Raw genomic sequence first — 21,759 nt, 5'->3', positions numbered from 1 at the left:
CCTTCACGACACACGGCGGCACAGCTCGCCCAGACGCGCTTCGGCGTCGCGGACGATCTGCTCAATCAATTCGGCGCAGCTGGGCAAGCTGTCGATGCTCGCGGCAATCTGGCCGGCGGGCAGTACGCCTTCGGCCGGTTGCCCATCGACCATGGCTTTCTGGATCACCATCGGCGCGTTGGCGGCCATGATGCTTTGCGCGGCCGTCAGCTCACCGCTGCTGCGCATCTTCAGCGCGCTGGCGAGCAGCTGCGTCAGGCTCATGCCGCTGTGGCGGCGGTAGGCCAGGCCACTTTTGAACGCCAGTAACAGGCGTTTGAGGCCGCCACTGGCTTCCAGCTGATTCAGCAATTCGTTACGGATCATCCGTTGCGGCATGCCGTCGATGGCACGGCTGATGATGATCGCCGCCGGGTCTTTGACCGCCAGGTAACGCGCCAGAGTCGCCGACGGCACCGGGCTGTCGGCGCACATCAGAAAACGCGTGCCCATGGCGATGCCCTCGGCACCGTAAGCCAGAGCCGAGACCAGACCGTTGCCGTCCTTGAAACCGCCGGCGGCCACCACCGGCACCGAGAGCGCATTGACCACTTGATCAAGCAGCAATGAGGTGGGCACCGATCCGGTATGCCCGCCGCCCTCGCCGCCCTGCACGGTGACGGCATCGGCGCCCATTTCCACGGCTTTCTGCGCGTGTTTGAGGGCACCTACCGTGGGGATGCACACCACCCCGGCGTCCTTGAGCCGGCTGATCATTTGCTTGCCGGGCGAACGGCTGTAGCTGACCGCCCTGACGTTATGCCGCAGCACCAGCTCGACGATCTCGTCGGCGTTGGCCTGGTACATATGAAAATTGACGCCGAAAGGCTGGTCCGTCAGGCGCAGGGTTTCGAGGATCGCCGCCTCCATTCGCTGCGGTTCGATGGTCGCCCCGGCGAGAAAACCGAAGCCACCGGCATTGCCCGTGGCCGCCACCAGTTTCGGGTCGGCGACCCAGCCCATGGCGGTCTGGATGATCGGGTAGCGGCAACCGAGCAACTCGGTCAGACGGGTGTTCAGAGAGACCGCCATGCTCATGCCCCGCCCGATTTGCGTTGCGGCTTGCGTTGAGAGCTGGCCATGGCCTTGGCGTCATAACCGCCGAGCCGGTCACCGGACACCAGCTCATTGTGAGCATGGGCGAAGTGATGCAGACCGAACACCATGTCCATGGTCGCGCGCTTGCCCATCAAGTCTTCGGCGTTGTTGACCGCCTGCTTGCTCAGTTGCAGACCCAGGCGCGGCATCTGCGCAATGCGCCCGGCAATGTCCAGGGTTTCCTGCTCCAGTGCCTCGCGGGCGACCACCCGATTGAGCATGCCCATCTGATAGGCCCGCGCCGCCGGCATGCGCTCGCCGAGAAACAGAAACTCCTTGGCGATGCGCGGGTTCAGTTCATGCACATGAGCGAAGTACTCGACCCCGGGAATGCCCATCCGCACCACCGGGTCGGCGAAATAAGCGTCCTCGCTGGCGACGATCAAATCGCAGACCCAGGCCAGCATCAGACCGCCGGCGATGCAGGCGCCCTGGACCATGGCGATGGTCGGCTTGGGCATTTCCCGCCAGCGACGGCACATGCCCAGATAGACTTCCTGCTCCCGAGCGTAGAGAAACTCGCCGCCCGGTTTGTTCACATGGTCGTACCACAGGCTCGCACGCTCGAACGTCTGATGGACGTCGCGCCCCGGCGTACCGATATCGTGCCCGGCGGAGAAATGCTTGCCTGCGCCGCGCAGGACGATGACTTTCACTTGGTCATCGTCACAGGCCTGGCGAAAGGCTGCGTCCAGCGCGTAGGTCATCTGCGAGTTCTGCGCGTTGTGGTACTCGGGGCGGTTCATGGTGACGAGGGCCACCTCGCCGCGCACTTCGTAAAGCACCACTTCGCTCTCGTTCTTGTCGTTGTGTTCACTCATCGATTGCTTCTCCAGGACGGAACTGCGTAAGCGACATCAGCTGGCGCTGCGTTGGCCTGGCGGGTTGTCTTTGAGCTGACTGGCACGCAGGTTGTGCGGGTCCAGCCGCTGGATCAGCTGCAATTGCTCGACGCTCGGTGCTGCGGTAGTCGGGCACTGCGCTGGCACATGCAGGGCAAAACCGGTGTTGTCCTGAACCTCGGCGACGGTCACACCGGGGTGCAGCGAGCGAACGCGCATTTGCCGCTGCGGCCCCTGGAAATCCAGCACGCAGAGATCGGTGATAATCAGCCGGATATCGATCTCCTCCAGCGACCAGCCGCGCGCCAGACGCGCCGGGTTGTAGCCGACCGAGGCGACCATATCGACCTCGCCTTCGACGAATACCCTACGGTTGTGGCTGGGCACGCAAAAGGAGTTGGCGTGGCTGATCGAGTTGCCGGGAAACCCCCGCACGCCAAGCATCTGCGCCTTGGGTTTGGCGTAATCGCCGATGCACGAAATGTTGGCCTGGCCAAAACGGTCGATCTGGGTTGGACCGACCAGCGCATGGCGCTTGCCGCCCCAGACGTTGTCGAAGATCCGCGAGAAACCCATCCAGCTGTCCCGCTTGGGCTCATAACCGTTGCGCGCACCGAGAGGCACTGGCTCAGCGACCATATAGGCTTCGGAATCAGTCATCAGCAGCTGTGGGTTGCTGCTGAGCATGCTCAGCGAAGCAGCCAGCCGCGGGATCACCCCGATGCCGCTGGCCAGGACCTCGCCATCGTCGCGCCAGGCCTCGGAGGCGGCGCAGATCATCAGTTCGGCGAGGCTGTAAGTCGTTGCAGAAGTCGTCATATCGAGGCTCGCTTAGAAAACCGGCAGGGGAAGCTGGCGGATGGCAGCCAGGCCGCCGACCTTGTCCAGGTACTGTTCGTGAGTGCAGTCGACATAGCTCTGGACATAGGCCTGCCAGCCATCGGCAGCCAGTGCCAGGGCGTTGTAGGCCTTGAAGTGCGCCACGTCGAAACCGTACAGCGGCGCGCAGGAAGACGGATGCGCGCCGCCCGGCACATGGGCCACCGCGGTGGTCAGGTTGCGTTCCCAGAACACCTGATGGGCCTGCCCGGCATCGGCATGGAAATAGTCGCTGTCCACCAACTCATCGCAAGTCACGTAGCTGCGGGCGGCGGCACGGACGAACAGGTCGTCCATGTAGTGATCGGGACCACTGATCTGGCAGACCCCGCGCGCATCGGCACGGTCGACATGAACCAGCGCGGCGTCGAGCTTGAGCGCCGGCATGGCCACCCAGTCTTTGCCGTCGGCATAGGGTGAGGCGATCAGTTTGATCTGCGGGTTATGGCGCAGCACATCGGTGCCCAGTCCGACTGCGGTGGGAATAAACGGCACATTCATGGCCGCAGCCCTGAGACCGAGCAGGAGCATGCCTTCATCGATTTCCATCACCTCAAGCGCAGCCTCCTGACGCGCCTTGCGGAAGTACGGTTCCAGCGGAATGAAATCGAGGGAAACGAAGGCAAACACCAGTTTCCTGATCTTGCCGGCGGCGCAGAGCATGCCGACGTCGGCACCGCCGTAGGCGACCACGGTGAGGTCCTTGAGGTCCGAGCGCAGAATCTCCCGCACCAGCGCCATGGGCTTGCGCCGCGGGCCCCAGCCGCCGATGCCGATGGTCATGCCGTCACGCAGCTGGCCGACGATCTCGGCCGTGGTCATTCGCTTGTCCATAGTCATCGTCCTCATTGGCGACCGACACTGAAGTCATGGCCCCAGTGGCTGACCACGGTGCTTTCGAAAGGCGTGTGGCGGTCCCAGTCGACCACCAGGCCATCGCAGCCGTATTCCAGGTCAAACCCGGACGGCGTCTTCATGTAGAACGAGATCATCTGATCGTTGGTGTGCTGGCCCAGGGTTGCCGACAACTTCACGCCATGGGCCTGCACGCGATCCAGCGCCCGGCCGACTTCGTCCAGCGCGTTGACCTCGACCATCATGTGCACGCAGCCATGGGGCATCGGGCACTCGAAAATCGCCAGCGAATGGTGCCGGCCGTTATTGCAGTGCAGAAAGTGGATGCGCTTTTCCGGCTCGGCCGGATCCGGGGTGAACCGCACTTTCATCAGATCGGAAAGCCCGAAGCCGAGCACCTGCTCGTAGAAATCCCGGCAACGCTCGAAGCTCGGTGCAGGCAATACCACATGGCCCATGCCCAGCGAGTGAGTGACAAAGCCCTTGACCCCGATCGGTGAAACGAAGCGTGCGAAGTCCTGCAAAGGCCCCCAGAACAGCTCGTGACGATTGCCGTCCGGATCGCTGAAATGCACCAGTTCCTGGACTTTACGGATCCCGGCCTGAATCGCCGTGCCACGTGTCACCTGCACATCTGCTTGCTCCAGCGTGCTGATGGCCTGCTCGAACGCGGCTTTGCCGGCCACTTCCCAACCGCAGGCACCGAAGCCGTCCTGAGTGTTCTTCTCCACCAGAATGCGGTAATGACGCTCGTCCATTTTCAGGTACAGCGGCTCATCGTCATTGCTGCCGGCCACCACCATCATGCCCAGCACCTGGCTTGCGTACTGACGCCATTGCGCCAGGTCGCTGGATAACAGGGTGACGTAACCCAGACCACGGATATCCATGGATGCACTCCTCGTTTTTCTAAGGCCCTGCCGCCCATCGGCGTTGGCCGGGGGAGACTTTATGTAGAGCGATTTAAACGGGTTCGCGCAGGGGTAACATCGTCCAATGGGACTAGCGAAAATGGTGGGACAGGCATAAAAAAACTGTGGGAGCGAGCTTGCTCGCGATGAGGGCATGGCAGCCAACATCTCTGTTGACTGACACGCCGCTATCGCGAGCAAGCTCGCTCCCACAGGGGTAATGGGGTGTTCAATGGCTTAAGCGTCGGGTCTCAACCCTTGCGAAAATGCGGGATCACCTTCTCGCCAATATTGCGCAGGGTCTCCAGTTGCGCCCACTGCGGCACGGTGCCCATCTGGCAGATGAACAGAATCTCGTCGGCGCCGGCATCGATCAGCCGCTGCACGTAACCGATGCAGTCCTCGACCGTGCCGTAGGCATGGTTGGGGTTCATCATCGCCATGGCCGGATCGGAGAAGTCGACGCTGACTTCTTCGGAGGCGAAGCGCGACTTGATCACGCTCTGGCCATTGCCGTCGACGAAGGTGTCATCCTTCCACTTCTCCGGGTCCGGACGCTCGCCACCGCCGTACCAGTAGCCCAGGGACTCCATGAAGTAGCGTTGGCCGCGAATGCCGATGCGCCGCGCCTCTTCGTTGTTTTCAAGCACGATCGCCGGGCACAGGGCCGCGATATGCCGGTTGGGCCGGAAGCCCACCTGCTTCTTCTCATCGCGGTTGTCCCAGGCCTCGTGGTACACCGCGACCTTCTTGGCGATTTCTTCCGGGCCACCGAAGCCCAGCACCAGTGCGCCCATGCCACGACCGCCAGCGTTTTTCAGCGATTCGGTGTTGGTGCAGGCCAGGTACATCGGTGGGTGCGGGTCTTGATAAGGCTTGGGATGGATCGGTCGTTTCGGGATTTGCACGAAGTCGCCATGGTGTTCGATTTCGTCCTGCACGAACATTTTCGGGATCAGATACATCATCTCGTCGATCTGCGGCTGCAACGTGGCCAGGTCGTAGCCGAAGGTGCCGGCCTCTTGCTGGGTGCCACCCTTGCCGACGCCGAAATGCACCCGGCCCTTGGACAGCAGGTCAAGGGTGGCAATGCGTTCCGCCACTTTCACCGGGTGGTTCATCGCCGGTGGCAGGCAGACCACGCCATGGCCGATGCCGATGCGTTCGGTCTTGCCGGCGACGAAGGCCAGCACGGTTTCCGGCGCGGACATGTGCGAGTAGTTGCTCAGCGCCGTGTGCTCCACGCACCAGAACGTATCAAAGCCAAGCTTGTCGGCGAGCACCGCTTGTTCAATGGTTTCGTCGAAAATCCGGCGGTCGCCTTCGCGACTGGAGTCCACCGTCTGGGCTTCGTAAATCAGTGAAAATTTCATGGTTGATCCTTGTGTTCGTTGGATGCGCAGTCGGCGCCTGAGACTTACGCCTTGCCACTATGCTCGGGCATCAAAGGGGCGCTCGAATCACGCAAACGGACTAGCTGGTTTCGATCGCAGTGCGCCGTGATGGACGGCGCAGCCGGGTCTTGTTCAGAGCAAAGCACTCAGAGGAAAAAGTCGTTGCTGTCCTGACCCATGCTCACGCCACCGAGATTCCAGGCGTACTTGGCCGGGTTGTTGGCGACGTGGGCGCGACCGGTGTGAATGTCGCGGAATGCACGGTTGATCCCGTTGCTGCGAAAGATGGTCGAGGCGCCGCTGTTGAACATCAGGTCGGCGACTGCTTTGGCGCACTTGTCGGCCACCAGCGCCGAGTCGTAACGCATCTTCACCCGCTCCGGCATACTCAGCGGTTCTGCACGCTGGGCGCGTTGCAGCATCAGGGCGAAGTTGCGAAACAGTACGGTCTTGCATTCGTCGACGCAGACCATGGCATTGGCCAGCGCCGACTGCGCCGCCGGGTCCTGGACCATCTTGCGGCCATCGTTGACCCCGACCCGCGTGCTGTTATGGGCAACAAACTGATCGACCGCCCCTTGCAGGGCACCGATGGCCGAGGACGACACCGCGCGCACGAAGATTTGCCCGAATGGCAGACGGAACAGCGGCGCGGTATTCACCGCGTTACCCGGGCTGTTCTGCATGAAGCCGTCGAAGGCTCGATGAGTGCGGTACTCGGGAACGAAGGCGTTCTCCACCAGAATGTCGTGGGAGCCGGTGGCTTCCAGCCCCATGACATTCCAGTTATCGAGAATCTGATAGTCGCTGCGCGGCACCAGGAAAGTCCGGTAATCCGGCGCCCCGCCGGCTTCTTCGGGCGGCACCAGCGCACCCAGGAAAACCCAGTCGCAATGCTTGCTGCCGGAGGAAAACCCCCAGCGTCCGCTCAGCTTGAAGCCACCCTCGACCCGCTCGACCTTGCCCACTGGCATATAGGAAGAAGAAATCAGCACGCTGGAGTCAGTGCCCCAGACATCCTGCGCGGCGCGGTCATCGAACAGCGCCAGTTGCCAGTTATGGATTGCCACCACCCCCAGCACCCAGGCCGAGGACATGCAGCCTTCGGCGAGGGTCATCTGCACTTCGAAGAAGTCTTTTGGCTCCAGCTCATAGCCTTCCCAACGCGACGGTTGGAGGATGCGAAAGAACCCGGCCTCATGGAAATCGCGCAGGGTCTCCCCGGACAACTGGCCAAGTTGCGCAGCGTGCGGTGCGCGTTCACGCAGGATCGGCACCAGCTCGCGGGCACGTTGGCTCAGACGCTGGCGAATCAGGTCTTGGTTGAGCATTTTTGTTGTTCTCCTCTGTTCACCCCGTCCGCCGGGGCGCGCGTGCAGCGGGTCGCGAGCAGCACCGAACAGCGGCGCTCGCCTCCACCCAGGCATTCAAGCAATGCACAAAGCGCCGGACATCCCTCAAACGGACCATGTGCCTGACAGAAGAGCGAAGATCAAAAGATCGCAGCCTGCGGCAGCTCCTACGAGGGGAGCACACACACCCAACATACAGGCCGGCCGGCAGGCCGCCGAGCTTTTGCTTTTGCTTTGGCTTTTGATCTACCCGCCCCTTCGGAAGGCCGAGCGGAGGTGTTCATCAGGGGACTGGCGCGCAGCGCCCCTCGGCGAAGCCGAGGACATCGCATGGAGGTCGAAGCGAAGCCGACCGGAGGGCGATGCCCCCTGATGAATGCCGGAGCGAGGGAACGCCGAGCCTAGGCGAGGTGCCGTACGCTTGGGGCAAAGCCTTTTGGTTACTTTTTGGCGTCTGAAAAAGTGACACGCCGTAAGGGCGGAACCCTAAGTGGCCGTTACCGCAGAAATGGATATGTACACCTGCGAGAGCCAGGCCGGCTGCCAGGCCGCCATCGCGAGCAAGCTCGGCTCCCACAGTGGATCTGTGTACATCAGCAAGAGACAGGTGAGGGTTAAAACGGTATCTACATAGTCCCCTCGGACGATGTTGCGACTGGACGTCGGCGCAAGAATTCATCGCACTCCATGCACAACGAGAGGACTCGTGCGATGAACGACGTCAATCTGAAAGCCGACATGCTCCAGGCCATGCGCCGCCTGGCCAAGTCAGTCACCATAATCAGCACCAGCAATGGCACCGAGCGTTTCGCCATGGCCGCTACCGCGGTCGACTCCCTCAGCACCGAACCGCCGTCGTTGCTGATCTGCGTGAACAAGACCTCCTCACCCCATGCCGCGCTGGCGACCGGCGCGGACTTCTGCGTGAATATTCTCGGGGTCGAACAACAGGACCTGGCACACCTGTGCAGCGGCGCGATCAAAGGCGAGGCGCGCTTTGAGCGTGGCAACTGGCTGACCAGTGCCGGGGGCATTCCCTACCTGGGTGATGCGCAGTCGGCGATCCTCTGCCGGCAAGACGGCCATTTCAGCTACGGCACCCACACCGTGTTCATCGGTCGCATTTTGCAGATTCACACCAGCGCGTCGATCACTCCGCTGGTCTACCTCGACGGCAGCTACACCACCACCGCCAAACCATCGCCCTCCCTCGCTGCCGCCGGCTGAGGCCCGGGACATGGACGGCCTACAAGGGTTGACGGCATTGCGAGTGAGCAGCGCCGAACAGCTGAACTGGGACGATCGCTGCGACTTGCTGGTGGTCGGCTTTGGCGGCGCCGGAGCCTGCGCGGCCATTGAAGCGGCCAGCCGCGGATTGGCGGTGCTGGCCCTGGACCGCTTTGCCGGTGGTGGCGCCACCGCGCTCAGCGGCGGTGTGGTCTATGCCGGTGGCGGCACGCCGCATCAGCAGGCAGCCGGCTATGACGACAGCAGCGAAGCGATGTTCAATTACCTGCGCCAGGAGGTCGGCGAGGCGGTCAGCAGCCAGACCCTGCGCGACTTTTGCGAGGGCAGTTGCGAACAACTGGCCTGGCTTGAACATCAGGGGGTCGCGTTCGAATCCAGCGTCCCACCGCACAAAACCTCCTACCCGAGCGACCAGTACTACCTCTATTACTCTGGCAACGAAGCGGTGCCGGCCTATGCCGCACTCGCCAGGCCGGCGCCTCGCGGTCATCGCACTAAAGGTCCTGGCATGTCCGGTGCCAGCCTGTTCGCTCCGCTCAAGGCCAGCGCCTTGCGCCACGGCGCACGCCTGCGCAACCAGTGCGAGGTTCGGCGGTTGGTACTCGATGCCAGTGATCAAGTGCTGGGGGTAGAGGCCTGGCAGCTGCCGCCCGGTAGCCGCGCAGCGCGTCAGCATGCCCGGCTCACACGCTGGACCAGCGCCATCCATACGTATGCGCCGGCCCTGGCCGACCGATTGCGTGCTCGCCTGCGACGCATCGAACTGCGCTGCGCCGAACGCCAGCTGATTCGCGCCGAACACGGTGTGCTGCTGAGCAGCGGCGGTTTCATCTTCAATCGCGAGCTGGTGCGCCAGCATGCCCCCCAGTATCTGGCCGGTTTGCCGCTGGGCACCACCGGTTGCGACGGCAGCGGTATCGCCCTGGGCCAGAGCGCCGGTGGCAGCGTGGCACGGATGGACAAGGTCAGCGCCTGGCGCTTTATCAATCCACCGCTGGCCTGGGCCCGGGGACTGATCGTCAACGCTCAAGGCCAGCGTTACGCCAACGAAGAGGTCTACGGCGCGACCCTCGGCCACGCCATGGTCGAAGCGCAGGACGGTCGCGCCATTCTGATTCTCAACCGGGCGCTGGTGCGCGAGGCGTTAAGCCAGGTCGGACCGGGCAAGGTCTGGCAATTCCAGCGTCTGCCGGTGTTGTTCAACTTGCTGTTCAACGCCCGACGCAGCACCAGCCTCGCCGGTCTGGCGAAACGCTGCGGATTGCCTGTCGAGGCACTGCAACAGAGTGTGGACGCCTATAACCGCGCCGCCCGTGGCGAAGTCGCGGATGCCTTTGGCAAGTCCAAAGCCATGCTCGCCGCCCTTGAACAAGGTCCCTGGTACGCCCTCGATCTGTCGTTCGATAGCCGTCTGTTTCCCTGCCCGGTCATCACCCTCGGCGGGCTGAAGGTCTGCGAGCGCAGTGGTCAGGTACTGGACCACGCAGGTGCGCCGATCCGTGGTCTCTACAGCGCCGGGCGCAATGCGGTCGGGGTCGCTTCCAATCTTTATGTCTCCGGCCTGTCGCTGGCTGACTGCATCTATTCCGGTCGCCGTGCCGCTGCTCATGCGGCCGACCATGCTGAACTTCAAACCACACGCTCAGGAGAACAACAATGCAACGTGTAGAAGGCAAAGTCTGCATCATCACCGGCGCCGCCAGCGGCATCGGTCGCGAAGACGCCCTGCTGTTGGCCAGTGAAGGCGCCAAAGTGGTACTGACCGACCTCAACGACGAAGCCGGCCGCCAGGTCGCAGCAGAAATCGGCAGCAACGCCCTGTTCATTCACCACGACATTGCCAGCGAAAGCGACTGGCAGCAGGTGATCAAGACCACCCTGGAGCATTTCGGGCGCCTCGACGTACTGGTCAACAACGCCGCCATCCTGGCCTTGGGCAGCATCGAGGACACCAGTCTTGAACTGTGGCAGAAGGTGCAGAAGATCAATGGCGAGGGCTATTTCCTGGGCTGCAAGTACGCCGTCCAGGCCATGAAAGAAACCGGCGGCGGTTCGATCATCAATATGTCATCGGTCGCAGCCCTGGGCGCCATGCCGATGTTCTGCGCCTACTCCGCCTCCAAAGGCGCGGTGGCGGCGATGACCCGCTCTATCGCCTTGCACTGCAAGCAGCAGGGTTATCGCATCCGCTGCAACAGCGTGCACCCGGATGGCGTCAACACGCCGATGACCCAGGCCCTGACCGGCGGCCAGCCGATCCCCCAGGAAGCCCTCGATCAGGACCCGATGAACCGCATGTGTGCGCCGCGGGACATTGCCAATGTGGTGCTGTTCCTCGCCACCGACGAATCGCGCTTCGTCAACGGCGCCGAGATTCGCGTCGACAATGCCCAATTGATCAGCGGGCTCTGAGGCCGAGGTGAGCATGGGCACGCAACAGCTGAATCTGAAACCGGCCGAACAGGCGACGGGGAGCCACTCATTGCAGGTGTGCGCGGTGATCGACGAGACCGCCGACGCGCGCTCGCTGGTGCTTGAAATACCGCCGCGACTGCGTGAGCGCTTTCGCTACAAACCGGGACAGTTCCTGAGTTTTCGCGTGCCCTGCGCCGGCAAACTGTTGACCCGTTGTTACTCCATGGCCAGCTCGCCGTTGTGCGATGCCCTGCCTAAAGTGACGATCAAACGGGTCGAGGGCGGCCGGGTGTCAAACTGGATGAATGAGGTGCAGGTCGGTGACTGGCTGGAGGTGCTGCCCCCGGCCGGGCATTTCTGTCTGGACGAGCGTCAGCCGGATACCGATGCAAAACCCTTGATGCTGTTCGGCGGTGGCTCTGGCATCACCCCGGTGTTTTCCATTCTCAAATCGGCGCTGCATACCAGCACACGACCGATCAAACTGATCTACGCCAACCGCGATGAAGCCTCGGTGATTTTCAAGGAGGAACTTCGTCAGCTGGCCAAGGCCCATCTCGAACAACTGCACGTAGTGCATGTGCTCGACTCGGTGCAGGGCTACCTGACCGACGCCCAGGTGCGTCATCTGGTGCGCGGGTATGCCGGTGGCGATTACTTCATTTGCGGGCCGGCACCGTTCATGGACACCGTGGAGCGCACGCTACTGGAGCTGGGCGAAACCGCCGAACGCATCCATGTCGAACGCTTCGTTTCGCCACCCGACCCCGACGAACTACTGGCTGAAGAAACGCTGGCCCGGGCTGCCGCCGCCGGCTCGCTGTGCGAGGCGCTGATCGTTGAACTCGACGGTCAGCACCACGAGATCGCCTGCCTCCCCGGCGACACCCTGTTGCAAAGCTGCAAGGCGGCCGGTCTGGACGTGCCCTCCTCCTGTGAAGAAGGCTTTTGTGGTGCCTGCATGTGCGTTGTCGAAGAGGGCGAAACCTTGCTGGCGCGCAATGACGTGCTCAGTCCCCGGGAACTGGCCGAGGGCTGGACGCTGGCCTGTCAGAGTCGCCCGACCGGTGCCCGGGTGCGGTTGAAATTTCCGGATTGAATTTTCGAGTTGAAGTGCCTGTCGCAATAGTCTCAACGGACGATCACCCAGGCGCAGTCTGCGGTTAGACTCGGCCCGAGAACCTGGCCCACAACAATAACAGAGGTGCAGTTATGGCTCGTTTGCAGAACAAGGTCGCGGTGATTACCGGCGGCGCTTCGGGTATCGGTCTGGCCTGCGTGCGCCGCTTCGCCGCAGAAGGCGCGCAAGTGGTGGGGCTCGACATTGGCAGCGCACCGGCGGATTTCCCCGGTCGGTTCATGACCCTGGACGTGCGCGACGAAGCGCAGGTCCAGCAGGTCATGAACGAAGTCATCAGCCACTTCGGACGTATCGACGTGCTGGTCAATGCCGCCGGCGTCGCCGACCAGGGCAGCGTCACCCAGACCACCACCGCCAACTGGCAACGGGTGCTGGACATCAACCTGACCGGCAGCATGCTCACCAGCAAATACGTGCTGGGGTCGATGGAGTCCCAACGGGGCGGCTCGATCATCAATATCGGCTCGATCTTCGGTCTGCAGGGCTGCGACGGCAACGTCGCCTATAACGTTTCCAAGGGCGGCATCAACCAGCTGACCCGCTCCATGGCCATCGACTACGGTTACGCCAATATCCGCGTCAATGGTCTGTGCCCTGGCCTGATCGAAACGCCGATGACCAGCATGGTGCGCGAACAGGAAGCCTTCCACGCCTTCTTCGCCTCGCAACATATGCTCAACCGCTCCGGACAACCGGAAGAAGTGGCCAATGTCGCGCTGTTCCTGGCCTCGGACGAGTCGTCCTTTGTCAGCGGACAAATGATCGCGGTGGATGGCGGTTTCTCCGCCGGTCGCCGCTTCGCCCCGCCTGCCGCCTAAGTATCCATCCGGCCGGGCGCCCTGCCCGGCCCATTCCCTCTCGCACTTGTCCTCTAGCTGAGGAGGCCCCATGTCGCCTGTCGCAAACGCTCCGACCATCGCCCACCTGTTCGCCAACGCAGCCCACGCCTACGGTGACCGCCCGGCCATCGAGGATGCGGGCCGCTCGATCAGCTACCGGCAACTCGACCAGCTGCGCCAGCAAGCCGCCCGCGCCTTGCTGGCGCTGAACGTGCAGGCCGGGGACCGGGTGGCGATCTGGGCGCCGAACATCTGGGAATGGATAGTCGCCGCCGGTGCCCTGCAAAGTGTCGGTGCCGCGCTGGTGCCACTCAACACCCGAATGAAGGGCACCGAGGCCGGGTACATCCTTCGTGAAAGCGGCGCCTGCGTGCTGTTCGTGATCGGCGAGTTTCTCGGGGCTGACTATCCGAGCATGCTGGCGTCGGAAGAGCTGCCGGCGCTGCGCCAGATCGTCAACCTGCGCGGCGAAGGGCCAGGCACGCTAGGCTGGGCGGATTTCCTCGACCTGGCCGCCGAGGTGCCTCAATCCGCGCTGCAAACACGCGAGCTGGGCATTGGTCCGCAAACGCTGTCCGATCTGCTGTTCACTTCAGGCACCACCGGCAAGCCCAAAGGGGTGATGACCTGCCACGGACAAAACCTGCGGGTGGTGCGCGACTGGAGCGAGGTGGTCGGTTTGCGTGAAGGCGATCGCTACCTGATCGTCAATCCGTTCTTCCATTCCTTTGGTTACAAGGCCGGTTGGCTGGCAGCGTTGATGCGCGGCTGCACTATCGTGCCGCAGCAAGTGTTCGATGTGCAGGCAGTACTTGAATGCGTCCAGCGTGAACGGATCACCGTGCTACCCGGGCCGCCGACTCTCTATCAGTCATTGCTCGCTCATCCGCAACGCAGCGAATACGACCTGACGTCACTGCGGGTCGCGGTGACCGGCGCCGCAGCAATTCCGGTGGAGATGATCTGGCGCATGCGCGACGAACTGGGTTTTGCCACCATCGTCACCGCCTACGGCCTTACCGAAGTCTGCGGTTTCGCCACCATCTGCCGCCCTGGCGACGCTGCGGAACTGGTCGCCAACACCAGCGGGCGGGCGATGCCCGGCGTGGAGATCCGCTGTGTCAGCAGCACCGGCCACAGCCAACCGGCCAACGTGGCCGGCGAAGTCGTGGTGCGCGGCTACAACCTGATGCAGGGCTATTTCAACGATCCGCCGGCCAGCCAGGAAATCCTCGATGCCGACGGCTGGCTGCACACCGGGGACATCGGTGTGCTCGACGAACAGGGCTACCTGCGTATCACCGACCGCCTCAAGGACATGTTCATCACCGGGGGTTTCAATGTGTACCCGGCGGAAATCGAACAGTGCCTGTTGCACTATCCGGGCGTGGCCCAGGCCGCTGTCATCGGCATCCCCGACGAACGTCTCGGCGAGGTGGCCATGGCCTTCTTGCTGCCGGTGCCCGGCCAAGTGATCGAACAGACCCGGTTCATCGCCTGGTGCCGCGAGCAGATGGCCAACTACAAAGTACCGCGCCGGGTGCAGGTGCTTCAGGCCATGCCGCTCAACGCGGCGGGCAAGGTGACCAAGAATGTGTTGCGCGAGTGGGCCGAGATCGGCGCTGACTGATCGTTGTCGAGCGACGCAGATCCTGTGGGAGCGGGCTTGCCCGCGAAGCGAACGCCGCGATTTTTCAGACATTGCGCGTTTTCGTTCTTCGCGGGCAAGCCCGCTCCCACAGGACTTGTATCCGGCGTGCCGATGGACTAAACCACCCGCGCCGGATGCTGCTGGCGCGGGTCGCCGAGCATTGCGCGGTGGGACGGTGGCTGGCGGCCCTCGGCTTCGCTGATGCCGTAACCGGGCGCTATTTCGGCGGTGATCAATGTCTGCCCGGAAAACTCCATCAGCTTAGGATCGTTGAGCAATGCGTGAATCACCCGGCCATTGAATTGCGGTGTTTCGGCATGGGCCAGAAAGGCCCGGTATTGCTCGCCATGCTGCTCGCCGGCAATCCGCGTGCGTTCGGTCAGTTGCGGGCCGAGCCAGAGCGATAACGCCGCCACGCCACGGTCTTCGAAATCGATCGCCATGTCTGCCGCCAGCTTGTCGCAACCGGCCTTCTGCGCGCCGTATGCGGGGCCATGCATATAACAACCGGCGCCGAACGACGAAGTAAAGCAGATCAGCCCGCGCCCACTGCGCAGCAACAACGGCGCAGCATGGTAGCTGGCGATATAGGCCGAGCGCAGACCGACGTCAAGGATTCGCACCAGCTCCAGCGGCTTCTCCCAAAACGGCCCCGGCTCGATCAACTGGTCATGGATAAATGCGGCGTTGTTCACCAGCAAATCCAGCTGACCGCACTGACTTTCGACCCGGGCGAACAGCGCCTGGACCTGAGCATCGTCGGCATGGTCGCAGACCACCGCGATGCCGCGGCCACCGGCAGCGGTGATCGCGGCGGCGGTGCCTTGCAGCGAGCCCCCCAGGTCATGGCCATACAACCTGGAACCCGCATGTTCTGGAGCGCGTCCGGTCACGAACACCGTCATGCCTGCGGCGCCGAGGGCCAGCGCAATACCCTGACCGACCCCGCGACTGGCGCCCGTCACCACGGCAACCTGCGTGCGTTCTCTGTTCATTTGATACTCCTGGACAAAATTCTCGCCGGCCTGTTCTGGCTCTGGCGTTTGATGTGATTGGCCGCCAGGTAACCGAAGGTCATCGCCGGGCCAATGGTCGAGCCGGCGCCCGGATAGGTGCGCCCCATCATCGAGGCCGCGCTGTTGCCGATGGCATACAGGCCGTTGATGGGTTGCCCGTCCTCATGCAATACGCGAGCGTGAACATCCGTCAGCAAACCACCCTTGGTGCCGATGTCGCCGGCGTCGATGCGCACTGCGTAAAACGGACCTTTGAGCAATGGTGCCAGGCAAGGGTTGGGCTGCACATTCGGGTCGCCGTAGTAACGATCGAACAGCGATTCCCCCTTGTGAAAGTCTTCGTCCTTGCCCTGCACGGCCATGCTGTTGAAGCGCTGCACAGTGCGAGTCAGGCCAGCGCCATCGACACCGATTTTTGCTGCCAACGCTTGCAGATTCGCAGCCTTGTGGAAGTACTCGCGCAGGTGTTTGGGCAGTTGCCAATCGCGTTGGGCATAGCCTGGCAACAACGCACCGCAGGGGTATTTGCGCCGAAAATCGGCGTCGAACACCATCCAGCACGGCACGCTCACCGCGCCTTCGCGATTGTTGGCATACATCGCGTAGACAATGTCGGTATAGGGTGCAGCCTCGTTGACGAAGCGCTCACCGGCGGAGTTGACCAGCACGCAGCCCGGCAAGGTTCGTTCGACGAACAGTGCGCGCTGTTTTTCTTCGCCCTGTACATGGGTGGTCGGCGCCCACCAGCTGTGATCCATCAGCGCAGTGCGAGCACCAATCGCCTGGCCGGCGCGGATGCCGTCACCGGTATTGTGCGGCGGTGTGGCACTCCAGCTGGCCTGCGAGGGCTGCGGGAGATACTGCGCACGCATCGCCTGGTTACGCTCGAAGCCACCGGCCGCGATGATCACCCCGTGCCGCGCCTTGATGTTAAGCAACTGACCGTCACGACAGACGCGAGCGCCGCCGACCCGATCGCCGACGATCAGCAGTTCTTCCAGCCCGCAGTTAAGCCACAGGGGCTTGCCGCGGTCCTTCAATGAACAGCGCAAGGCGCCGATCAAGGCATTCCCAAGGGTCAAGAAACGATCGCGACGCGACAACCGCCGCCCCTCACGGTCACGCCAATAACGCCACATCACCCGCAGCGTCAGCCTCAACCAGCCAGGGCCACGGCACAGCAGAACCTGCGCCTCTTTCATGGTCATCGCCATGCGCCCCATCATCAGCGTCCCGGGCGATGGCGCGCGCATCCGCAAGAACTCTTCACCCAACTCTGCGGCGTCAAACGGCTGCGGATCCATGGAGCGGTAACCCGGTTTTCCGCCCACGACCTCGGGGTAGTAATCGGCATAGGCGGGCTGCGCCTCGAAGCGCACCCGGGTCTGCTCTTCGAGGTATTGGACCATCTCCCGGCCGTGCTCGACATAAGCCTCGATACGTCCGTCGTCGATCTCGCCGTGGGTCACGGCCCTGATGTAGGCGATCGCTTCTGCCGCTGAATCGCTGCCGCCAAGGGCTGCGATGCGGTGGTTGTCGGGGATCCAGATACCGCCGCCAGACACCGCCGAGGTTCCGCCATATTCGGCGCTCTTCTCGATCAACAGCGCATTGAGACCCAGATCGTGGGCGCGCAGTGCTGCGGTCATTCCCCCCGCCCCGGAGCCAATCACCAGCACATCGCAGCACTCATCCCATTTGATCCCGGCATCTTTCATGCGATCACCTTTGCTCAACGCCCATCAGGCAAGAAACCGCCGCCACCGGCCCTTGGCCCGGCGCAGTCGGTCTCGGGATTGTTCGCCGCATGCCCTGAACGGTCATCGTCCAATGGGACTAAGTCAATCGCCGCCCCTGCCCCCTGCAAACCGCTTAGTCCGCTTGGACGATGTTGCGCCTCAAACGTGACTCCATAGTCGTCCACAGCTCCACTCCCAACCCTGAACAGCAGGTCGGGCCCGCCTGACCTGGGCATGAGGACGACATGATAAAAACAACAATCGCCCCACCACCGCTTCACACTTGCGTACAGCTGGCCGTGCTGTTGATGGCCGGGGGGCTGGGCAGTCAAGCCAGCGCCATGAGCTTCCAGCTGAGCGACGATCTGAGCGTCGATTGGGATACCACGCTGACCTACAGCCTGGCCTGGCGGACCGACTCCCGCGATCACAAGCTGACGGCCAATGCCAACGGCAACGATGGCGACAACGCATTCGACAAAGGCAGCCTGATCAACAACCGAGCCGGTTTTCTCACCGAAGCCAACCTCAAGTGGCGAGAGGACTACGGGATGTTCCTCCGTGCGACTGGCTTCTATGACAACGTCTACGATCAGGGCAACGACAACAACACGGGCACCTCCAACTGCTTTGCCGGGGGCCATTGCAGCCGTCCCGATCGCTTCTCCCAGGACACCATCGATCAGCACCGCGATGAACTTCGCATGCTCGACGCCTATGTTTACGGCACCTGGGACATGGCCGGGCACAACCTCAACGTGCGGCTCGGCGATCAGGTAGTGAGCTGGGGTGAAAGTCTGTTCTACCCCGGTATCTCCGCGGCCCAGAGCCCGGTGGATGCGACCAAGTCGACCACTCCGGGGGTTGAGGTCAAGGAGATCCTGCTGCCCGTCGGCCAACTGTTCACCCAGTTCAGCCTGACCGAAAGCCTCGATCTGCAGGCCTACTACCAATACAAATGGAAAAAGACCGAGCTGTTCGGAGTCGGTAGCTACTTCTCCACCACCGACTTCATCGACAAGGGTGGCTTCAACGACTCCAGCGGTTTCCTGACCCGCCTCAGTGACGACAAGCCCAGCGACAACGGCCAGTACGGCGTGGCCCTGACCTATGCGGCCGAATCGCTGAACAACACCGAGTTCGGCCTGTACTACTCGCGCTACCACAACAAGACCCCGTCGCTGGATTTCCAGACTGACCTGGGGCGCTACCGGGTGCGCTACTTCGACAACATCGATCAATACGGCGCGAGCTTCTCCACGGTACTGGGCAGCACCAGCATCGCCGGTGAAGTCAGCTACCGCGACGGTCAGCCGGTGATGGTCGACAACGGTTTTTCAAGCTCGGTGCGCGGCAAGACCCTACAGGCTCAGACGGCGTTGATTCACGTGGTCGGTCCCACTTCCTGGGCCGACAACACCACCCTGGTCGGCGAGCTGGTCTACAACACCGTGCTCAGCAACGACCAGTCCGAGCCGCTAGTGCTGGCGCCCGGCTTTTCCCTGCCGGGGACCGACAGCCTGGTCTACGACCGCGACGCCTGGGGTTACACGGTTCAGGCGACCTTCGATTACAACAACGTGTTCAGCGGTTGGGACATGTCAGTCCCTGTCACATACAGCACCGCAGCCCAGCATGACAGTGCGCTGGTGGGCTCGATCAACTCAGGCCAGGGCGACGACCGCGCAAGCATCGGCAGCTCATGGCGTTACCTCGGCAACTTCACCGTCGAAGCCCGTTACAACGCCTACCTGGGCAACGCCAACAACAGCCCGTTGGCCGACCGCGACAACGTCGCGCTCAACTTCAAGTACCGGTTCTGATTCCCCTGTCGGAGGAGCACAGCATGTCCAGATTCACCCACACATTATTGAGTACGGCATTGACCGTCGGCCTGCTCGGCAGCGGCCTGGTTCAGGCCAAGGTCAGCAACGAAGAAGCCGCCCGCCTGGGCCAGGACCTGACCCCGATGGGTGCCGAAAAGGCCGGCAGCGCCGACGGCAGCATCCCGGCCTGGACCGGCAAATGGCTGGGCCTGCCGCCGCAGCTCAAATTCGCCGGCCCCGGCACGCCGTACCCGGATCCGTATGCGGCGGAAAAACCGTTGTTCGTGATCGATTCCAAGAACATGGACAAGTACGCCGACAACCTCACCGATGGCCAGAAAGCGTTGCTTAAACGCTACCCCGATACGTTCAAGATCCCGGTGTACCCGAGCCACCGCGACTTCCGTGTCGATCCGCGCTTGGTAGAGGCGGTGAAGAAAAACGCGGTCAGCGCTGAACTGGATAACGACAACAACGACACGAAAAACGCCTGGGCTGGTTCGCCGTTCCCGATTCCAAAGAACGGCAGCGAGTTGATGTTCAACCACACCCTCGCCGGCCGAGCCGCCGCCGAAGAGGCCAACTACCGGCAGGCGGTGGTCTATTCCAACAAGGAACGGGTACTGGAAGAGGTCAACTACAAGATCTTCTCGATCTGGTCCAACCCGGATAAGACCCTTGAGACGGCCAACGGCATTCTCACCAACTTCCTGATCACCACCCTGGAACCGGTGCGCAAGAAAGGCGAGATCGTTGTCGGTCACGAGTTCATCAATCCGACCTCCTCACCTCGCCAGGCCTGGCAGTACTCACCGGGGCAACGCCGGGTGCGCCGTGCGCCAACCGTCGGTTATGACTCACCGTCCGGCGCCGGAGGCTTTCGGGTGTATGACGAAGACCGCTTGTTCAACGGCGCGCCGGATCGCTACAACTGGACCATCGTCGGCAAGAAAGAAATCTACATTCCGTACCACAACTACAAGATCGACGAGCCGAGCGTGAGTACCGACCAGATTCTGGCCACCACCGGTCACGTCGACCCGCAGTTTATGCGTTACGAGAAGCACCGCGTCTGGGTGCTGCAGGCCACTCTCAAGGAAGGTGCCCGGCATATTTACGCCAAGCGCGTACTGTACCTGGACGAGGACACCTGGGCCGCCACCCTGGCCGACAACTACGACAGCCGCGGGGAACTCTGGCGCACCAACATGCAGACCTCGATCTACGCCTACGAGATGCAGCGCTATCACGCCCGCCTCGGGATCTACCACGACCTGATCGCCGGCTCCTATCTGGTTGACCGCATGTTGGTCGATCAAAAACCTGCCAAGCTCAATGCCAGCAACTTCGTCGACGACGAATTCACCCCAGGCAACCTGCGCAAACTCGGCACCCGCTAAGTCCACGACGCCCTGACCGATTCGTTCGGTCGGGGTGTTGTGCTGTTTATCTTCGCGTAAATCCCATGGAGACCCTCCCTATGAACAAACTGCTCACTGGCGCCATCGCCATTGCCAGCGTCGGGCTGTCGATGCAGGCCAATGCCCTGAACATCCTGCTGACCAACGATGACGGTTGCCGCGCACCGGGCATCGACGCGATGTACCAGGCGCTGAGCGCCGCCGGGCATCAGGTGACCCTGGTCGGCCCGTTGAACGACAGCAGCGGCATCAGTGCGGCCAGCGTGGTCATGCCCGGGCAAGCCCTGGCGGTGACAGAACTGGCACCCCATAAATTCTGCGTCGGACCGCCCGACGGCTACACACCGCCCGCGGGCAAGACCTCAGCCATCGGCACCCCGGTGGATGCGGTCAACGTCGGCCTGGACGTGCTGCTGAAGGGCAATCCGCCAGACCTGGTGGTATCGGGCAGCAACTTTGGCGAAAACGTCGGCCCGCTGACGCAGATGTCCGGCACCCTGAACGCTGCGGTGCGCGCCATGTTCAAAGGCGTCCCGGCGGTGGCGGTGTCCACGGCCATCGATATGGAGCTGATCACGCGCGATCAGCAGGCTGGCTATCGCAAAACCTTCGACGCCATGGACGACACCGCCCGCTTCGCGGTGAAGGTCATCCAGCAAGCGAGCATCGTTGGCGCTCAGGCCAGACAGGCATGCGCAAAGAGCAAACACAAGGCTGGCCAGGCCTGCGAACTGAACGTCCTCGGCCTGCCGGGCGTCAGCGGGCTGAACCTCAACTACCCGGCTCTTTCGGCCAGCGAAGTGAAAGGTGTGAGTTTTGCCCCCATCGGCAATTGGAGTCGAGTGAACTTCACCTCCCAGCGCGGGGCCGATGGCGTTGTTCACGTCAACCTGGTGGCCCCACCGACACCGACGACGGCCCAGCAACAGGCCGATGCTTATCAGTTATGGCAGGGTCATGCAGTGATCACCGTGATCGACGGCAACATGAGTGCACCTGGAGCGGTGCAGGATCGGGTGAGGCAGATATTGCAGGGGATTGAGCCTTGACCCAGCCAGGCTTGTGCTGAGGCCGATCAGTCACGAAGAACCTG

General features: G+C 62.6%; 18 protein-coding genes. 9 read left to right on the top strand and 9 right to left on the bottom strand.

Annotated elements, in window-relative coordinates:
* Positions 1 to 3: 3 nt before the first annotated feature.
* The 7 genes from AC3I0A_RS11885 to AC3I0A_RS11855 form a co-directional block, all read right to left on the bottom strand.
* Positions 4 to 1,071, bottom strand: a complete 1,068-nt coding sequence (locus AC3I0A_RS11885; RefSeq protein ID WP_489377986.1) for an NAD(P)H-dependent flavin oxidoreductase — start codon at positions 1,069 to 1,071, stop codon at positions 4 to 6.
* Between the two features lie 2 nt (positions 1,072 to 1,073).
* Positions 1,074 to 1,958 (bottom strand): enoyl-CoA hydratase, encoded by an 885-nt coding sequence (locus AC3I0A_RS11880; RefSeq protein WP_489377985.1) that lies wholly within the window; start codon positions 1,956 to 1,958, stop codon positions 1,074 to 1,076.
* A 36-nt stretch (positions 1,959 to 1,994) separates the two neighbouring features.
* Positions 1,995 to 2,798: a CoA-transferase subunit beta gene (locus AC3I0A_RS11875; protein WP_489377984.1), complete on the bottom strand. Its 804-nt coding sequence runs from the start codon at positions 2,796 to 2,798 to the stop codon at positions 1,995 to 1,997.
* Between the two features lie 12 nt (positions 2,799 to 2,810).
* A complete protein-coding gene (locus tag AC3I0A_RS11870; RefSeq protein ID WP_489377983.1) occupies positions 2,811 to 3,692 on the bottom strand; it encodes a CoA transferase subunit A in 882 nt (293 codons plus the stop codon).
* An 11-nt stretch (positions 3,693 to 3,703) separates the two neighbouring features.
* Positions 3,704 to 4,603 carry a VOC family protein gene (locus AC3I0A_RS11865; protein WP_489377982.1) on the bottom strand — a complete coding sequence of 300 codons (900 nt, stop codon included), beginning with the start codon at positions 4,601 to 4,603 and terminating at the stop codon, positions 3,704 to 3,706.
* A gap of 272 nt (positions 4,604 to 4,875) precedes the next feature.
* Positions 4,876 to 5,997: an LLM class flavin-dependent oxidoreductase gene (locus tag AC3I0A_RS11860; RefSeq protein ID WP_489377980.1), complete on the bottom strand. Its 1,122-nt coding sequence runs from the start codon at positions 5,995 to 5,997 to the stop codon at positions 4,876 to 4,878.
* A 167-nt stretch (positions 5,998 to 6,164) separates the two neighbouring features.
* On the bottom strand, positions 6,165 to 7,349 hold the full coding sequence (locus tag AC3I0A_RS11855; RefSeq protein WP_489377978.1) for an acyl-CoA dehydrogenase family protein: 1,185 nt from the start codon (positions 7,347 to 7,349) through the stop codon (positions 6,165 to 6,167).
* A 732-nt stretch (positions 7,350 to 8,081) separates the two neighbouring features.
* Between AC3I0A_RS11855 and AC3I0A_RS11850 the strand changes: the two genes are divergently transcribed.
* The 6 genes from AC3I0A_RS11850 to AC3I0A_RS11825 all read left to right on the top strand — a co-directional run bounded on the left by AC3I0A_RS11850 (position 8,082) and on the right by AC3I0A_RS11825 (position 14,643).
* The gene (locus AC3I0A_RS11850; protein ID WP_489377977.1) at positions 8,082 to 8,597 is read left to right on the top strand and encodes a flavin reductase family protein; all 516 of its coding nucleotides are present in this window, start codon (positions 8,082 to 8,084) and stop codon (positions 8,595 to 8,597) included.
* 10 nt (positions 8,598 to 8,607) lie between these two features.
* Positions 8,608 to 10,287: an FAD-binding protein gene (locus tag AC3I0A_RS11845; RefSeq protein ID WP_489377975.1), complete on the top strand. Its 1,680-nt coding sequence runs from the start codon at positions 8,608 to 8,610 to the stop codon at positions 10,285 to 10,287.
* Entirely contained in the window at positions 10,275 to 11,030 is a 756-nt protein-coding gene (locus AC3I0A_RS11840) for a glucose 1-dehydrogenase (protein WP_489377974.1), read from the top strand. Before AC3I0A_RS11845 ends, AC3I0A_RS11840 begins: the two co-directional genes overlap by 13 nt.
* Positions 11,031 to 11,043: 13 nt before the next feature.
* Positions 11,044 to 12,132 (top strand): 2Fe-2S iron-sulfur cluster-binding protein, encoded by a 1,089-nt coding sequence (locus tag AC3I0A_RS11835; RefSeq protein ID WP_489377973.1) that lies wholly within the window; start codon positions 11,044 to 11,046, stop codon positions 12,130 to 12,132.
* A gap of 113 nt (positions 12,133 to 12,245) precedes the next feature.
* Entirely contained in the window at positions 12,246 to 12,992 is a 747-nt protein-coding gene (locus AC3I0A_RS11830; protein WP_489377971.1) for an SDR family NAD(P)-dependent oxidoreductase, read from the top strand.
* A 70-nt stretch (positions 12,993 to 13,062) separates the two neighbouring features.
* Positions 13,063 to 14,643: a FadD3 family acyl-CoA ligase gene (locus tag AC3I0A_RS11825; RefSeq protein ID WP_489377970.1), complete on the top strand. Its 1,581-nt coding sequence runs from the start codon at positions 13,063 to 13,065 to the stop codon at positions 14,641 to 14,643.
* A 137-nt stretch (positions 14,644 to 14,780) separates the two neighbouring features.
* Here AC3I0A_RS11825 and AC3I0A_RS11820 read toward each other — a convergent pair whose 3' ends face one another.
* Positions 14,781 to 15,659, bottom strand: coding sequence for an SDR family NAD(P)-dependent oxidoreductase (locus AC3I0A_RS11820; protein ID WP_489377969.1), 879 nt, complete (start codon positions 15,657 to 15,659; stop codon positions 14,781 to 14,783).
* Positions 15,656 to 17,398 carry an FAD-binding protein gene (locus tag AC3I0A_RS11815; RefSeq protein ID WP_489377968.1) on the bottom strand — a complete coding sequence of 581 codons (1,743 nt, stop codon included), beginning with the start codon at positions 17,396 to 17,398 and terminating at the stop codon, positions 15,656 to 15,658. Before AC3I0A_RS11815 ends, AC3I0A_RS11820 begins: the two co-directional genes overlap by 4 nt.
* Before the next feature lie 266 nt (positions 17,399 to 17,664).
* Here AC3I0A_RS11815 and AC3I0A_RS11810 point away from each other — a divergent pair, with 266 nt between their 5' ends.
* The 3 genes from AC3I0A_RS11810 (at position 17,665) to surE (ending at position 21,715) form a co-directional block, all read left to right on the top strand.
* A complete protein-coding gene (locus AC3I0A_RS11810; RefSeq protein WP_489377967.1) occupies positions 17,665 to 19,242 on the top strand; it encodes a DUF1302 domain-containing protein in 1,578 nt (525 codons plus the stop codon).
* Between the two features lie 23 nt (positions 19,243 to 19,265).
* Positions 19,266 to 20,645, top strand: a complete 1,380-nt coding sequence (locus AC3I0A_RS11805; protein WP_489377966.1) for a DUF1329 domain-containing protein — start codon at positions 19,266 to 19,268, stop codon at positions 20,643 to 20,645.
* Between the two features lie 80 nt (positions 20,646 to 20,725).
* Positions 20,726 to 21,715, top strand: a complete 990-nt coding sequence (gene surE / locus AC3I0A_RS11800; RefSeq protein WP_489377965.1) for a 5'/3'-nucleotidase SurE — start codon at positions 20,726 to 20,728, stop codon at positions 21,713 to 21,715.
* Positions 21,716 to 21,759: the final 44 nt, after the last annotated feature.

Source organism: Pseudomonas sp. KH_024_B2 (assembly GCF_057839965.1).
The sequence above is the reverse complement of the archived record's forward strand: the minus strand, read 5'-3'. Positions and strand labels throughout refer to the sequence as shown.

What these genes read in the sequence shown, in the direction of transcription:
- AC3I0A_RS11885 (WP_489377986.1), bottom strand. Translation starts at nt 1,071, where the DNA reads ATGGCGGTCTCTCTGAACACCCGTCTGACCGAGTTGCTCGGTTGCCGC.
- AC3I0A_RS11880 (WP_489377985.1), bottom strand. Translation starts at nt 1,958, where the DNA reads ATGAGTGAACACAACGACAAGAACGAGAGCGAAGTGGTGCTTTACGAA.
- AC3I0A_RS11875 (WP_489377984.1), bottom strand. Translation starts at nt 2,798, where the DNA reads ATGACGACTTCTGCAACGACTTACAGCCTCGCCGAACTGATGATCTGC.
- AC3I0A_RS11870 (WP_489377983.1), bottom strand. Translation starts at nt 3,692, where the DNA reads ATGGACAAGCGAATGACCACGGCCGAGATCGTCGGCCAGCTGCGTGAC.
- AC3I0A_RS11865 (WP_489377982.1), bottom strand. Translation starts at nt 4,603, where the DNA reads ATGGATATCCGTGGTCTGGGTTACGTCACCCTGTTATCCAGCGACCTG.
- AC3I0A_RS11860 (WP_489377980.1), bottom strand. Translation starts at nt 5,997, where the DNA reads ATGAAATTTTCACTGATTTACGAAGCCCAGACGGTGGACTCCAGTCGC.
- AC3I0A_RS11855 (WP_489377978.1), bottom strand. Translation starts at nt 7,349, where the DNA reads ATGCTCAACCAAGACCTGATTCGCCAGCGTCTGAGCCAACGTGCCCGC.
- AC3I0A_RS11850 (WP_489377977.1), top strand. Translation starts at nt 8,082, where the DNA reads ATGAACGACGTCAATCTGAAAGCCGACATGCTCCAGGCCATGCGCCGC.
- AC3I0A_RS11845 (WP_489377975.1), top strand. Translation starts at nt 8,608, where the DNA reads ATGGACGGCCTACAAGGGTTGACGGCATTGCGAGTGAGCAGCGCCGAA.
- AC3I0A_RS11840 (WP_489377974.1), top strand. Translation starts at nt 10,275, where the DNA reads ATGCAACGTGTAGAAGGCAAAGTCTGCATCATCACCGGCGCCGCCAGC.
- AC3I0A_RS11835 (WP_489377973.1), top strand. Translation starts at nt 11,044, where the DNA reads ATGGGCACGCAACAGCTGAATCTGAAACCGGCCGAACAGGCGACGGGG.
- AC3I0A_RS11830 (WP_489377971.1), top strand. Translation starts at nt 12,246, where the DNA reads ATGGCTCGTTTGCAGAACAAGGTCGCGGTGATTACCGGCGGCGCTTCG.
- AC3I0A_RS11825 (WP_489377970.1), top strand. Translation starts at nt 13,063, where the DNA reads ATGTCGCCTGTCGCAAACGCTCCGACCATCGCCCACCTGTTCGCCAAC.
- AC3I0A_RS11820 (WP_489377969.1), bottom strand. Translation starts at nt 15,659, where the DNA reads ATGAACAGAGAACGCACGCAGGTTGCCGTGGTGACGGGCGCCAGTCGC.
- AC3I0A_RS11815 (WP_489377968.1), bottom strand. Translation starts at nt 17,398, where the DNA reads ATGAAAGATGCCGGGATCAAATGGGATGAGTGCTGCGATGTGCTGGTG.
- AC3I0A_RS11810 (WP_489377967.1), top strand. Translation starts at nt 17,665, where the DNA reads ATGATAAAAACAACAATCGCCCCACCACCGCTTCACACTTGCGTACAG.
- AC3I0A_RS11805 (WP_489377966.1), top strand. Translation starts at nt 19,266, where the DNA reads ATGTCCAGATTCACCCACACATTATTGAGTACGGCATTGACCGTCGGC.
- surE (WP_489377965.1), top strand. Translation starts at nt 20,726, where the DNA reads ATGAACAAACTGCTCACTGGCGCCATCGCCATTGCCAGCGTCGGGCTG.